Annotated in this window: 12 protein-coding genes, 1 tRNA gene and 1 pseudogene; 9 read left to right on the top strand and 5 right to left on the bottom strand. The window is 60.3% G+C overall.

Going from position 1 to position 13385, the window contains the following annotated elements:
* From HV823_RS25835 to HV823_RS25825, 3 genes are all read left to right on the top strand, one after another.
* On the top strand, positions 1–120 hold a 120-nt coding region (locus HV823_RS25835; RefSeq protein WP_149343352.1), incomplete at its 5' end, for an EF-Tu C-terminal domain-related protein.
* Positions 121–370: 250 nt separating this feature from the next.
* Positions 371–997, top strand: coding sequence for a class I SAM-dependent methyltransferase (locus HV823_RS25830; protein WP_176952543.1), 627 nt, complete (start codon positions 371–373; stop codon positions 995–997).
* Between the two features lie 173 nt (positions 998–1170).
* Positions 1171–1246, top strand: a tRNA-Trp gene (locus HV823_RS25825).
* A gap of 57 nt (positions 1247–1303) precedes the next feature.
* Here the strand turns inward: HV823_RS25825 and HV823_RS25820 are convergent.
* Positions 1304–3175: a heavy metal translocating P-type ATPase gene (locus HV823_RS25820; RefSeq protein WP_176952542.1), complete on the bottom strand. Its 1872-nt coding sequence runs from the start codon at positions 3173–3175 to the stop codon at positions 1304–1306.
* Positions 3176–3712: 537 nt separating this feature from the next.
* Positions 3713–4459, bottom strand: coding sequence for a response regulator (locus HV823_RS25815; protein WP_176952541.1), 747 nt, complete (start codon positions 4457–4459; stop codon positions 3713–3715).
* Positions 4460–4578: 119 nt separating this feature from the next.
* Between HV823_RS25815 and HV823_RS25810 the strand changes: the two genes are divergently transcribed.
* Positions 4579–5292 carry a helix-turn-helix domain-containing protein gene (locus tag HV823_RS25810; RefSeq protein ID WP_176952540.1) on the top strand — a complete coding sequence of 238 codons (714 nt, stop codon included), beginning with the start codon at positions 4579–4581 and terminating at the stop codon, positions 5290–5292.
* 75 nt (positions 5293–5367) lie between these two features.
* On the opposite strand, the gene HV823_RS26930 is transcribed toward HV823_RS25810, so the two are convergent.
* From HV823_RS26930 to HV823_RS25795, 3 genes are all read right to left on the bottom strand, one after another.
* Complete coding sequence (locus tag HV823_RS26930; RefSeq protein WP_246302002.1) at positions 5368–7980, bottom strand: PAS domain S-box protein; 2613 nt, start codon at positions 7978–7980, stop codon at positions 5368–5370.
* Positions 7981–8204: 224 nt separating this feature from the next.
* Positions 8205–8834, bottom strand: a complete 630-nt coding sequence (locus tag HV823_RS25800; RefSeq protein ID WP_176952539.1) for a TetR/AcrR family transcriptional regulator — start codon at positions 8832–8834, stop codon at positions 8205–8207.
* Positions 8835–8836: 2 nt separating this feature from the next.
* The gene (locus HV823_RS25795; protein ID WP_100771327.1) at positions 8837–9301 is read right to left on the bottom strand and encodes a nuclear transport factor 2 family protein; all 465 of its coding nucleotides are present in this window, start codon (positions 9299–9301) and stop codon (positions 8837–8839) included.
* A 319-nt stretch (positions 9302–9620) separates the two neighbouring features.
* Between HV823_RS25795 and HV823_RS25790 the strand changes: the two are divergent.
* From HV823_RS25790 to secE, 5 genes and pseudogenes are all read left to right on the top strand, one after another.
* A pseudogene (locus HV823_RS25790) lies at positions 9621–10402 on the top strand (IS5 family transposase).
* Positions 10403–10530: 128 nt separating this feature from the next.
* The gene (locus HV823_RS25785) at positions 10531–11367 is read left to right on the top strand and encodes a universal stress protein (RefSeq protein ID WP_176952538.1); all 837 of its coding nucleotides are present in this window, start codon (positions 10531–10533) and stop codon (positions 11365–11367) included.
* 236 nt (positions 11368–11603) lie between these two features.
* Positions 11604–12059 (top strand): pyridoxamine 5'-phosphate oxidase family protein, encoded by a 456-nt coding sequence (locus HV823_RS25780; protein ID WP_176952544.1) that lies wholly within the window; start codon positions 11604–11606, stop codon positions 12057–12059.
* 129 nt (positions 12060–12188) lie between these two features.
* Positions 12189–12698: an Hsp20/alpha crystallin family protein gene (locus HV823_RS25775; protein ID WP_176952537.1), complete on the top strand. Its 510-nt coding sequence runs from the start codon at positions 12189–12191 to the stop codon at positions 12696–12698.
* 478 nt (positions 12699–13176) lie between these two features.
* Positions 13177–13377, top strand: a complete 201-nt coding sequence (gene secE / locus HV823_RS25770; RefSeq protein ID WP_097143228.1) for a preprotein translocase subunit SecE — start codon at positions 13177–13179, stop codon at positions 13375–13377.
* Positions 13378–13385: the final 8 nt, after the last annotated feature.

The following is a 13385-nucleotide window of genomic DNA, read 5'->3' as shown; positions in this document are numbered from 1 at the left end:
AACGTCACGGTTGACGTCGAGCTGATCGTTCCGATCGCGATGGAAGAAAAGCTGCGCTTCGCGATCCGCGAAGGCGGCCGCACCGTCGGCGCCGGCATCGTCGCCTCGATCGTCGAGTAATCGACGAAGGCGACGGGCCGAAAGCTGCCGACGGCTGATAAGTGGTGCGGATGGCGCGCAAGCGCGATCTGCACGCGGCGCCGGCATCGTCGCCTCGATCGTCGAGTAATCGACCGGGCGTTTACCGCTCAATGAGAGTTGGAAGCCTCGCGGGAAACCGCGAGGCTTTTTCGTTTGCGGAGCCCATTTCATTGGCCTTCTGTCATCTGCGGGTGCGAGAATGCAGTAAAGCCAAGGGGAGCATGGTTGGATGACGACGACCGGTGAGAACGGGCAGGCGCACTGGAATGACGTCTATGTGTCGAAGGGTGATGCGGGCGTCAGCTGGTTCGAGCCGATCCCGACGACTTCTCTCGATCTGATACGCCGCCTTGCCGTGCCGGCCTCCGCCTCTGTGGTCGATATCGGCGGCGGCGCGTCGCACCTTGTGGATAGCCTGCTCGAAGACGGCTTCGCGGCTGTCACCGTTCTCGACCTGTCGGCTGCGGCGCTGGAGGCTTCGCGCCGCCGCCTCGGAGCCAATGCCGAGAAGGTGGAATGGGTTGTCGCCGACGTGACCCAGTGGCAGCCGACGCGGCGTTTCGACCTCTGGCACGATCGTGCCGCCTTTCATTTTCTGACCGAATCCGGGAAGCGGGACGCCTATGTCGAACGCCTTCGTATGGCGCTGAGGCCCGGCGGCCACGCGATCATCGCGACCTTTGCCCCGGATGGGCCGGAACGATGCAGCGGTCTGCCGGTGGTGCGCTACGAACCGGCGGCGCTTGCCGATGCTATCGGGGCGCCGTTCCGTCTTATCGATGAACGCAGATGTCTCCACACGACGCCGTGGGGTTCCGTGCAGGCCTTTCAATACAGCGTGCTTGAGCGCTCGTAACGCTCGACGGGCACAGGTCTTTCGGCTTTCCCGCACAGTCCGTCCCGGATACAGGTGCCGCGCTGGAAAAGTCAAAAATCGCACTTGCCAATCGTTTCGTCCCGTCCTAAAGGGAGCGCCATGCCTTTTGCAGTGCGTCGCGGCCGATAGCCGAATGCCCGCAAGAGGTGTGAAGGGGTATAGCTCAGTTGGTAGAGCGGCGGTCTCCAAAACCGCAGGTCGGGGGTTCGAGCCCCTCTGCCCCTGCCATTCATTCCATGAACCTTTCATCACCTCATGTCCCAATCTGGCGGGTCGCAACCTGCCTTAGAGTCGGGCGCGAAGCGCATTTAGCACGACGACGACATCGATCAGCTCCTGCAGAAGCGCGCCGGCGACGGGCGGCAGAAAGCCCAGGCCGGCAACCGCCATGGCCGCCACCGAGAGCGCCATGCCGGCAAAGGCGCTTTGCAGCGCGATCGAGCGGGAGCGGCGCGCGATTTCGATTGCAGCCACGACACAACGAAGATCGTCCCGAACCAGCACGACGTCTGCCGCTTCGGCAGCGGCGGCAAGGTTGGACGAACCGACTGCCATTCCCACGTCCGCGACCGCAAGAGCCGGGGCGTCGTTTACGCCGTCGCCGACCATCAGAACGCGACCACGGGTTCGTTGTTCTTTGAGCACATCCACTTTGCCGGCCGGCGTCAATTGTGCCCTGACTTCATCGAAGCCCAGCTTTTCAGCGATCGATTTTGCAGCCGTCCAGTTGTCCCCCGATGCAAGGATCAGACGGCTGATGCCAATCGCGCGCAATGAATGGATCGTCGAGGTGATCTCGTCTCGCAGCCTGTCCTCCAGAGTGATGACGCCGAAGGCGGCCCGATCGACATATACCCGGACTTTTATCTTTGAAGTTTCCTCTAAAGCCGGCGGTTCCTCGCTGCCACCGAGCCCGAAGTAGCTGTCGCCACCGAGGCTGACGGCGACACCGTCCACCAGCCCGCGAATGCCGGCGCCCGGCATCTCGCTCACCTGTGTCGGTCGACTGAGCCGAAGGCCTCGCTTGTGTGCTTCCGCGGCGAGTGCGTGGGCTACGATGTGTCCCGATGCCTGGTCGAGCGAAGCCGCCAGCCGCAGGATTTCGTCCGCGCTTGCCTCGCCCTCGATGTTGCTGACGACCGGCTCGCCCGTCGTCAGCGTACCAGTCTTGTCGAAGACGACGATCGATATCCCCGCCAGCGCTTCCAGGGCCGCAGCGCCCTTGACAAGCACGCCTGCGCGCGCCGCTTTGGAAGTCCCTGCGACCAGGGCGACCGGTACGGCCAGGATCAGGGGGCAGGGGGTTGCAACCACCAGGACGGCGACGACACGACGGATATCCTGGAAAGCGATCGCTGAGGCTCCGGCGACCACGATGGTCAGAAGAAGAAACGCGAGCGCGTAGCGGTCCGCCAATCGCGTCATCCTTGCCTTTGAACGCCGGGCGGCCTCCACGAGGTTCACGATACCGGCATAGGCGCTGTCTTGCGGTGTTCTGGCCACACGAAGTTCGAAGGCTTCGCCAAAGTTCACCGCACCGCTCATCAGCAGCGAGCCGCGGTTCTTGCGAAGCGGCAGGGCCTCTCCCGTCAGGAGCGCCTGGCTCACGATTGCCAGATCGCTGTTGAGGATGCCATCGGCGGGAAGAATGTCGCCTTTTCGGATCAGCAGGATATCGCCCACGGCGATGTCGGAAACCTGTACTTCGCGGACGCCGTTCTCGGCAATTTTGAATGCGGTGTGCGGCACTTTGGCGAGCAGGGCGGACATTCCCGCTCCGGCTTGCCTCTGCGCGTGCCTCTCGAGAAATTGGCCGCCGGCATACATGACTGCGACGATCGCACTGGCCAGATACTCACCCAGCAAAAGACCCGATGCCATGGCAAGTGCGGCAATGAAATCCAGCCCGAGTTCTTTCTGGGCAAGCTTCCGTGCGACATCGATTGCCAGAGACGCCAGTGCCAGGGCTGTACAAAACGCCAGCACGTTTACGGAAGTACGGTCGAAGCCGAGCATATAAGCGCTGCCCGCGACGACGAGCCCCGTGAGCAGCACCGGAAAAAGGACCGCTTGACGGGAATTCTTCTGCAAGTCGGTGTATCCGCGCTCGTCCGGGTTACCGTCACTGGCCAGGCGCCGATTGGCAGATACTGACATTGAAGCCCCCGCGGTGAACTGGCGGTTCGCAAGCTGGCGATCTTTGCAGCAAGCAAGGCGGCCCGCTTTGATCTGGAACAAAGCCGTTGCGGCGAGATCGGTCGAAGCTGTTCCCCAATACAAAGGGGAGTTTCATGATGAAACCCGACTATCGCATTGAAGCTCTCGCGCAGCAAAAGGCGCTTTCGGCATTTGCCTTGCTGCATGCGGTCGAGCCTTCCTTTCCGGTTGAGGATTGGGACGCGCTTGCAGCCCCCGGAAGCAGATGGACCTGCGTCGTGGCGCAGGATCGGCAAGGATACGTCCGGGGTCTTGCAGTATACCGCATGCGGAAGCATCCGGTCGCCGGAGACCTGATGGACGTTCCCATTTTTATCGCAGCAAGCGTCGTGGATGACGCAGGAATTGCCGAGCAAGCCTTCGAATGGCTTCGGAACAGGGCGTCTCGCTGCAATTACATCCGCGTGTGGAGCGCCATCCCAAAGGCATTGGCCTACATGCAGGACGAAGCTACCTTCACTCGGTGGGATCACGGGCTCATCTATCGGGTCCATTCGAAGGCGCCGCCGGCTTTGCTGTGAAGACATAGCCGACGCCGCGTACCGATTTTATCAGGATCGGCTTCTTCGGATCGCTCTCGATCTTTCGTCGCAGGCGAACGATCTGCGTGTCGATTGTTCGATCGAAGCCTTCGCGACTGCGGTTGCGCGTCAAATCCATGAGCATGTCGCGCGTAAGGACCCGCCCCGGATGGGTGACGAAGACATGGAGCATGTCGAACTCGCCCGTCGAAAGCTCCACTTCATTACCCAGCGGGTTCCAGAGCCGTCGCCGCTCAAGGTCGAGTCGCCAGCCTTCGAACATCGTCACCCCGGAGCTTTCTGCAGCCGCCGAAGTGTCGGCTCGCCTGCGTCGCAGGATCGCCTTCAGCCGCGCGTGAACCTCACGAAGATGAAACGGTTTGCAGATGTAGTCGTCGGCGCCGACCTCGAGGCCGATTACCCGGTCCAGCACGTCGTCCTTGCCCGTGAGCATGACCAGAGGCACGTCCGAAATTGCACGGATTTCGCGCGCAAGATCGAGCCCGGTGGCCTCGCCCGGCAGGACAAGATCGAGCAGGACGACGTCGAAGGTGCGCGTCGCCATCGCCGACCGCATCTCACGTCCGTTTGCGGCCCCGACGACCTCGAAACCCTCGTCGGAAAAGTACTGCTTCAACATCCGTCGAATGAGGACGTCGTCGTCCACGACGAGGATGCGCGTACATGTCCGGGGTCCAGCCATGGCTTCATCCGCGGTTGTCACAAACTGTCACGCATTTGCACCAAATTTAACGCCGCACGCATTCTGTTGCCACTCGTCTTTCATCAACTGCACTCATCGAAAGTAGGGGAGAATGCGGAATGTCAGCGATCGGAAATCTTCGCGCAGTTTCTGAGGCCTATCCTTGCGACGAGAATGGGCTTCGCGCGCTGTTTCTTCGTCAGCCAAGCGAGATTGCCGAAGCAGGAGCCGCGCTCTTCTTCGAGGGCGACCCGGCGTGCCATGTCTTCCATCTGGTCAGCGGCAACGTGCGCATTTGCCGTTTTCTGGCAGATGGCCATCGGTTCATCATCGGCTTTCTCCGTGCCGGCGATCTGATCGGCTTGTCTTTTCGCAGCCGCTATATGTTCGGCGCGGAGGCGATCGATCGGGTGGCCTTCAGAAGAATGAGCAAGCGGATGTTCGAGGAGGAACTGCAACTGGCGCCCGAACATCGCTCCCAAATGCTCTCGCATCTCCGCGATGAGATTACCGCATCGCAGGACCACATGCTTCTGCTTTCGCAAAAGAATGCCGAGGAGCGGGTCTGCACGTTCCTCCTTGACCGTCTCGACAGCGACGACACTCCGGGTCTCGTCAGCCTTCCGATGATAAGATCGGACATAGCTGACTATTTGGGCATGACAATCGAAACAGTTTCCCGCACGCTTACGAAACTTGTTCTCAAAGGCATCATCCTGCCTGCCGCGAGGCATCAGTTCAAGGTCGTGAGCAGGTCCTCGCTGGCCCGGCACGCCAATGAGGCCAATGAGTATGACGACCACCAAGGTGAGGCGCTTCGTGTTCTGCAATGAAAGAAAGCCGCGGGAGGGCCGCACTGAGAGCGACGGCGCCGGGGAGGCTCCCTCGAAAGGCGTGTCTGGGACGCCTCATCTTCTGAAAATCATATCGAGACGGCTGGCAAGGTCGGCCGTCGAGTAGGGCTTCGTCAGCCACTCCTCGCGTCCGATGCCGACATTCCTGCGGGCATCGGGTTCAGCGTAGCCCGAGGTGAACAGCACGGGAAGCAGAGGCCAGCGTCGACGCACCACCAGAACAAGCTCGGCACCCGACATGCCGGGCATGACAATGTCGGTGAAAAGCAGATCGACGCCACTTTCCTGTTCCAGAAGTTCGAGAGCCATCCGTCCGTTTGCGGCCTCAATCACGCTATAGCCGAGAGATGTCAACCTGGCCATGGCGACATGGCGAACCCGGTCGTCGTCCTCGACCACGAGAATCCGCTCGCCCCTTCCCGTCGGCAGTGGGGCCTTGTTCCGCTCTACGCCTTCCTTCTTTTCGCTCATCGTATCAGAGGCGGCAGGGAGGTAGATCCGGACCGTCGTCCCGCGGCGCTCTTCGCTGTAGATGGCGACATGTCCGCCGGACTGTTTGACGAAACCGTACACGGAGCTGAGGCCAAGTCCGGTTCCTGTCCCCTGCGGCTTGGTCGTATAGAACGGCTCGAACGCTTTCTCGATCGTTTCGGGCGACATGCCGATGCCGGTATCGCTCACAGTGATCAGGACGTAGCGGCCCGGACGGACCTCGGGGTAGATCGCCGCATAGTCCGCATCGAGTTCGGCATGCGACACTTCGATCACGAGCTTGCCGCCCTTGGGCATGGCGTCTCGCGCATTGATGCCAAGATTCAGCAGGGCGTTCTGAAGCTGCGGAGCGTCCACCACCGTTCGGCAGCCTGACTTTATGGCGGTCTTGATCTCGATGGTCTCGCCGAGCGTACGGCCCAGCATTTCCGCCGTCGCGGTTACGATCCGGCCGAGATCCGAAAGGACTGGATCGAGCGGCATCTGACGGCCGAATGCCAGCAGGCTCGCTGTCAATCGCGCAGCAAGGTTGCATGCCTCCTGGGCGTCTGCGATCAATTGCCTGTGGCGACCGTCCAGTTTAGCGTCCAGCATTTCCAGATTGCCGGTGATGACGGTCAGGAGGTTGTTGAAGTCGTGGGCAACGCCACCTGTCAGCTTGCCGATCGCTTCGATCTTCTGGGTTTGCCGCAGTTCCTGCTCGATCCGCCGTTTCTCCGTTTGATCCTGCATGAAGCCGGTGAAGACCTTCTCGCCTCCCACTTCCGCTTCGCCGACATGGAGTTCCAGCGGAAACTGCGTGCCGTCCTTCTTCAGACCGGTCACGATACGGCTCCTGCCCATGATGCGTCGTTCGCCCGTGCGGAGATAGTGTTCGATGTAGCCGTCATGCGCGCTGTGATCCGGTTCCGGCATGAGGATCCGCACGTTGCTTCCCGCGACCTCATCCGCCTTGTAGCCGAAGAGCCGCTCCGCCGTAGCGCTGAAGGAGCGGATGGTGCCGTGGCTGTCGATCACCACCATCGCGCTCGGGACGGTTTCGAGGATGGAGCTCAGATGCGCTTCACGACGAAGCGCCGCGCCTGCGGCGAGCGAAATGGCCGCTCCCACCTGGTTGATCTCTTCCACCGACGTTCGCATTGGCGGAACTTCCCCATTGCCCGCCAGTTGCTCCGCTGCGCCCTGGAGGGTGGAGAGGGCGCCTGAAAGCCGCGATCCCATCCAGGACGCAAATGCGATCGCGCAGGCGGTCAACAGGCCGCCGATCGCCAGTATCACAGACAATGCCCGCCAAACGGGCGCATTCAGGATCGACAGGGGGACGGTGACGACCGTGGTCCAATCCCTGTCGGCGAGACGCACATAGGCGGCTGCCACATCAGTCCCCTCGGTGTTCGTCCCGATCCAAACGCCGTCGGCGTCTTTTGCCTGCGACTGCCATTCGGAAGGGGCCTGATGGCCCACGAACTTTGCGTGCTGTTGTGTGCGGGCGATCAGGCGTCCCGTGCCATCGGCAAGTTCCGCAAGCCATCCCCGCTCGAGTTCCATCTGGGATAAAGTGGCAAGAAACTGTGATGCTGGCAGGTCGGTCGACAGCACGTAGACTGTTTCATCACCGCGCAGGACCGGAACATAAAGTGCAACGACGTCTGAGCCGTCACGCCTGATCAGGTTGCTGATGACCGGCGACCGGGAGGTGGCGGCCTGCATCGCATAGGCTTGGCTGCCGCGGTCGAGCTCCGCCAGCAAGGAGGTCCCCGGCGCCGTCGCGCTCATCACCGGTCGCGTCTGCCCTGGAACGATGACGACAACGTCATGCCCCAGCAGCCCGGCTGCGTGTGAAAGGTCCTCGCGGAAATCAGCGATGTTTCCTCGACGAATAGCAGTCGACGTAGCCAGTTGCCGCAGCATCAGGAGCGACCCTGAAAGCAACTGGTCGACCGCGGTCGCCATCTCCCGGGATGAGGCCCGGGCGCGATCGATCGTTCCTTGCCGTTCCGAATTCACGTAATACCAGGCAAGGACGCAGGCGAAGAGAAGGATTGGCAGGATCAGTCCCGCCGCAAAGAGATTGAGATAGCTGCTCGCCCGCCGGCTTGAAGCTGGGCGCAACCGCGCCTCGGAGGAGGGGGCGGTCTTCCCCGGGGCACCGGCAACAGCGGAGGTATGGTTCATCCGCTCAATCTCCCTTGGCGCAATCCGCCCCGTGCCTCGGAAGATGGAACGAATTGCAGAAGCGGAGTTTAGCGCAAATGCGCTTATTCTAGGCTCTGTTGACAAAGTTTTGTCCCGTCTCCCTGCGGACGCTTTGCCGAAACTCCTGCCGCTGGCCTTTGACCGCTCGTGGAGTGGCAAGATTGCCCGAAATCCTGCCGCTCCGCGTTGTGTTGATATCTCCGCTAATCTTGGACAAGCCGACCTTCATTTTGCGGTGAAACGTCGGTTGTGCCCTCGTAGTTAGAGGTATCGTTTTCGATCACCAATCGTCCCCGGAGTTGGTCGATAGCCCGTTGGAAAACGGCTGGATCGTCCATTGCTCGAGAAAGAATAATTGCTCCTTGGATAGCGAGAACTGCCTCTTCCGCGAGGAGGCGCGATTGATCGGCTTCACGGCCCTGCCGAATAAGCGCTGACTGCAATGCGTCCACCCAAGCTACGAAATAACCTCGGATGGCTTGCGCGAAGAGGTCACGCGTATTGGCCACCGCCAAGGCACCGACGAGGCACACGCGCCTGCCGGACCGAAAATATTGGTCCGTCGAGGCGAGCATTGCACGGATGGCACCATTAACATCGCTCTCGTTACGCAACGGGGAATATACGGCATCCTCGAACCATTGGCCGATTTCGCCGAGAACAGCCCGCACCATCTCTTCTTTTCCGTTCGGGAAGAAGTGGTAGAGGCTGCCCTTGCCGAGACCGGTAGCCTTGCCGATCAAGGCAAGGCTTGCGCCTTCGTAGCCATGTTCGCGGAAAACTTCGGCCAACGGGGCTATGGCGTCGGCTCTTTCAGCGACCATGCGGGCCATGATTAGAGGCCCAGATCGCTGAGGCTGGCGTGATCATCCGGCCGACGGCCAAGAGGCCAGTGGAACAGACGATCGCTTTCAGCTATCGGCATTTCATTGATGCTCGCGTGTCTGTGCGCCATCAGACCGTCCTCTGCGAATTCCCAATTCTCGTTACCGTATGCGCGGTACCAGCGGCCACCATCGTCGCGATATTCATACGCGTAGCGTACCGCGATGCGGTTACTGGTGAAAGCCCATAGCTCCTTTATGAGGCGGTATTCGTGCTCCTTGTTCCACTTACGTGTCAGAAATGCCTGAGCTTCTTCGCGATTGCTCGCGAACTCGACGCGGTTCCGCCAGCGGGTGTCGAGCGTATAGGCCAGAGCAACTTTCGCCGCGTCTCTAGTGTTCCAGCCGTCCTCGGCCAACCGAACCTTTTCGATGGCGCTTTCGCGGGTGAAGGGGGGGAGTGGGGGACGTGACATCTCTAGTTCCTTGTTGAATTGATGAAAGTGTACCGATCGGTAATATGTTTACCGATCGGTACAGTCTCGCATGAGCCTGTGGTTGTCAAGCGGCATTTCCGTCTGGCTGTTTGAGATCGATTGGGAGCGGCGCGTGGTAGACTCGTTGGCGGCCGCTACCGACCAGATCGGAGCGTTCTCACTCTGGTGCGATCGCGAGGGAGGCCGTACGCAACAGGGTATTTTCTTGAAGACGGAGTTAATCCGGCCCAGGTCCTGTTACCCAAGCTGATTCCCAAATCAGCGGAAGCGTGATTCAAAACTACTTTAGGAGGCGGTTTTGGCTCGCGGCGACCTGACAGATACGGAATGGCGGATCATCGAGGGGCTTTTGCCCACCGAACGCGGCAGGAAGTCCCGGCCCGCGCACGATAATCGGCAGTATCTAAATGGCATGTTGCATGTTCTTCGGGTCGGCTGCCCCTGGCGCGACATGCATGAGCGCTACGGAAAGTGGAATTCGGTCTATGTGCGCTTCCGCCGTTGGGCCGAACAAGGCGTTTGGGACGCTCTGCTTGAGACCCTCGTTGAGCTGGGGCTGACCGATGACTGGCAGCACATGATCGACAGCACCACGGTTCGCGGCCATTCGCAGGCTGCGGGCGCTAAAGGGGGACTTATCAGGAGGCTTTTGGTCGATCACGCGGCGGTTTTACGACGAAAATCCATGCCCGAGCAGACGGTCAGGGACGCCCTCTTGGCTTCGTCCTGACAGGCGGGGAGGCTTCGGACTACAACGCGGTTCCGGACCTGCTGGCGATACCAGTCGGCAAGCCGAGGCTGTTCCTTGCTGACAAGGGCTACGATGGTGATTTCCCGCGCGAGGAACTCCTGATCCATGGGATCAGACCAGTCATTCCGCCGAAGGCCAACCGGAAGAACCCGCCTGTCTGCGACTTCCGGGTTTACAAGGACAGAAACCGCATCGAGCGGATGTTCAATCGCCTCAAGCAATTCCGTCGCGTTGCGACCCGATACGACAAGACACGAACATCCTTCTCAGCATTCCTTGCCCTGGCCGCCGCAAAGATATGGCTGCCATACTTTGTCAACAGGGCCTAGTGCGCGTGGCCAGGCGATTTCCGACGCGGAAGGAGCCCATGTACGCCGACCATTCGCCGCCTTGACGTGCGTCAAGGCGCCAGACGACTGGCGCGGTATTCTGAGAACGGTCATCGGGAGGTCTTGTCATGAGATACAAAACAATTCTGTCCGTAATCGGGGTCAACGACAGCCGGGAGGATCTTGCGAATGCGATCGTTATGGCACAGGCCATCGGCGCTCACTTGTCGGTCGTGGTCATCGCAATGGCAGCACCGCCGCCGATCGGCGCGTATGCAGAAGCAATTTCTCCGGCGTGGCTCGAAGAGAGGCAAGGCGATCTTGCCAAGCTGGAAGGGCAGACACTTCGCGCGAAGGATCAGATGGTTGCCTCAGGCCTGTCATTCGATATTCAGGACGTGTACAGCGAGTTCGCCTGGGCCGCGGACGATATAGCCAGGCGGGCACTCTACGCCGATCTTACGCTCGTCGGCCGCGGGGCCGCGAGCGACGAGCGGCTCTGCCGGAAGATCGTGGACGGAGCATTGTTCCAGGCGATCGCTCCGATGCTCGTCAACCCGACGGAGCGGGCTTTCGACATGAGCCCGGAGACAATTCTCGTCGCCTGGGATTCCCGCATGGAGGCAGCACGCGCGGTCCAGCAGGCCCTACCGCTTCTGCGACATGCCAGGGACGTGAGGGTTGTGCTTGTCGATCCCGTCGCCACCCAGAAGTCCAGTGGCGAGGATCCGGGTGCTGACATCGCGGCAAATCTCGCGCGCCACGGGGCGGCGGTCACGGTGGACGTAATGGCCAGCGGCGGCAAAGCCGTTGCGGATGTGTTGAAGCAGCACGCGACGGACGTGGGCGCCGGCCTGGTCGTTATGGGCGCCTACAGCCATTCCCGCCTTCGCGAACGGGTATTCGGTGGCGTGACGCGCTCAATGCTCGAGACGACCAACGTACCGCTTTTCCTGAGCCATTAGCCGCCCTGCCTGACAAGGGGAGGGAACTGAAAACGCGCGTCCGGAGTGTGATACCATTGCCGCAAATTCCGCGGCAAAGACACTGTCGACCACGACGGATGGAATAGCGGATTCATAGTGACCTTCTGTGAACACGGTTCATGGTTCATCTGGAAGGCGAATCTGCATCGTGTGCGCTCAACGCGTCGTCTCCTGCTGCAGAAATATCGTTTGTCACGAAATGGGAGGGCAGGACCATGACAGTGAAGATCACCGAGATGAGGCCCGCAGAATGCTATCATTTTCTGGAGAGCACGCGTTTTGGGCATCTTGCATGCTGCCGGGATGGCCGACCTTATATCGCCGCCATCTACTTTGCTTTCTCCGGAAGCGTCGCCTACAGCTTCTCGATGCCCGGCAAGAAGCTGGACTGGATGCGCGCGAACAACAAGGTCTGCCTTCATGCTGAACAGCTTCGGTCCGGCGGATGGACGAGCGTTGTCGCCGACGGCCTGTTCGAGGAGTTTCCCCGCAGCGACGCATCGCAAAGCGAGGAACTTCACGCCTGGTCGCTTCTGAAGACGCATTCGGACTGGTGGGAAATCGGCTCGGTGAAGCCTTACGAGTTGCCCATGCTCAATCAATCGCCGCATGTCTTCTATGGCGTCGCGGTCACGTCGGTGAGCGGCCGTATCGCGGTGACGATCGACTGAGACCGCCTTGCTTGCCGAATTGCCGGAGGTCCCGCTTTGACGGGGATCAAAGACCGCTCGCCCCGACGGTTGTTGAATCATCTGGTCGCCGCCTTTCAAAGACGGCATTCAAATGGAAGGAGAATGGCAATGGCAGACGCAGCAACCAAACTTCCAGTAGAGGCCGGGGAAAAGGCGACGGCGCCGATCGATCGCTGGTGGCCTCTCGAAAGCCTGCGCTCGGAGATCGATCGCGTCTTTCAGGATTTCGGAGGAAATTCGATCTTCGACCGAGCGTTCGGAAGGATGCCGGTGACGTTCTCACGTGGAGTTCCCGCAATAGACCTGGTCGAATCCGACAAGGCCTTCGAGCTTTCTGCGGAGCTTCCCGGCGTCGATGCCAAGGATCTCGACGTTACGCTCGCGGAAGGAATTCTCACCATCAAAGGTGAAAAGAACGAGGCGAAGGAAGAGAAGGACAAGGGCTACTATCTCTCCGAACGTCGTTACGGCTCATTTGTGAGAAGTCTTGAGCTGCCGCGCGGTGTCGACAGCGAAAAGATAGACGCAAGCTTCTCCAACGGCGTCCTGAAGATCACGTTGCCGAAGACGCCCGATCGCCAGAAGCAGGACAGGAAGATCACGGTTAAGGCAGCCTAGCGGCTCGCGCGGCGCGCCTCTGGTCGAAAGGAAGCAGAGAGAGGGAGGGGCCGAGGCCGCTCCCTCAACTGGGTGTTGCTATTTCTCGGCGCCCGTCCGCCTGCGAATTGATCAAGAAACCGCGTGTCGATGCGGTTTCAAGCCGGTATGGTCTGCAAATTCACCGATTTGAGAACAGAAATGAAACTTCTTGAAACGGCCCGGATCGACGTGCTACATGCAGGCGGGTCGGCGAACGGCAGCAAGCTGGCTCCGGAGCCGACGGTCGGAGGAGCGTTCCTTCGGCCCTGTCGTTCAAAATGTCAGCGCAGGAAACGTGCAGCGGCATTGGAAGGCAAGGGACCTCACGGTCCAATTTCACGAAAAGCGCGTTTGCCTCTTGTGAAAACGAGAATCGCGCTTTATGTAGGGTAAAACAGACACGCGGTGCGTGGGGCTGATTATTCAGCTTTACGCGCCGTAATGGCGTGGGCATTCAATGGCATCCAAAACGAACCCGATAACGTTTCTGCAGCAGGTCCGCTCCGAAGCGTCTAAAGTGACTTGGCCTTCGCGGCGCGAGACGACGATCTCGACCGTGATGGTTTTCGTCATGGTCTTTCTCGCTGCGATCTTTTTCTTTGCGGCGGATCAGCTGATGGGTTGGCTGATCGGCCTGATCCTGAACGCCAGCGTCTGAATCGGGTG

It is taken from the genome of Mycoplana rhizolycopersici (genome assembly GCF_013378445.1).
GTDB classification, from domain to species: Bacteria; Pseudomonadota; Alphaproteobacteria; order Rhizobiales; family Rhizobiaceae; genus Mycoplana; species Mycoplana rhizolycopersici.
This window is presented reverse-complemented; position numbering and strand designations above follow the sequence as displayed.

Coding starts and splice junctions, on each gene's coding strand:
- HV823_RS25785 (WP_176952538.1), top strand. CDS start 10,531: ATGAGATACAAAACAATTCTGTCCGTAATCGGGGTCAACGACAGCCGG.
- HV823_RS25830 (WP_176952543.1), top strand. CDS start 371: ATGACGACGACCGGTGAGAACGGGCAGGCGCACTGGAATGACGTCTAT.
- HV823_RS25820 (WP_176952542.1), bottom strand. CDS start 3,175: ATGTCAGTATCTGCCAATCGGCGCCTGGCCAGTGACGGTAACCCGGAC.
- HV823_RS25810 (WP_176952540.1), top strand. CDS start 4,579: ATGTCAGCGATCGGAAATCTTCGCGCAGTTTCTGAGGCCTATCCTTGC.
- HV823_RS25775 (WP_176952537.1), top strand. CDS start 12,189: ATGGCAGACGCAGCAACCAAACTTCCAGTAGAGGCCGGGGAAAAGGCG.
- HV823_RS25795 (WP_100771327.1), bottom strand. CDS start 9,301: ATGTCACGTCCCCCACTCCCCCCCTTCACCCGCGAAAGCGCCATCGAA.
- HV823_RS25815 (WP_176952541.1), bottom strand. CDS start 4,459: ATGGCTGGACCCCGGACATGTACGCGCATCCTCGTCGTGGACGACGAC.
- secE (WP_097143228.1), top strand. CDS start 13,177: ATGGCATCCAAAACGAACCCGATAACGTTTCTGCAGCAGGTCCGCTCC.
- HV823_RS25780 (WP_176952544.1), top strand. CDS start 11,604: ATGACAGTGAAGATCACCGAGATGAGGCCCGCAGAATGCTATCATTTT.
- HV823_RS25800 (WP_176952539.1), bottom strand. CDS start 8,834: ATGGCCCGCATGGTCGCTGAAAGAGCCGACGCCATAGCCCCGTTGGCC.
- HV823_RS26930 (WP_246302002.1), bottom strand. CDS start 7,980: ATGAACCATACCTCCGCTGTTGCCGGTGCCCCGGGGAAGACCGCCCCC.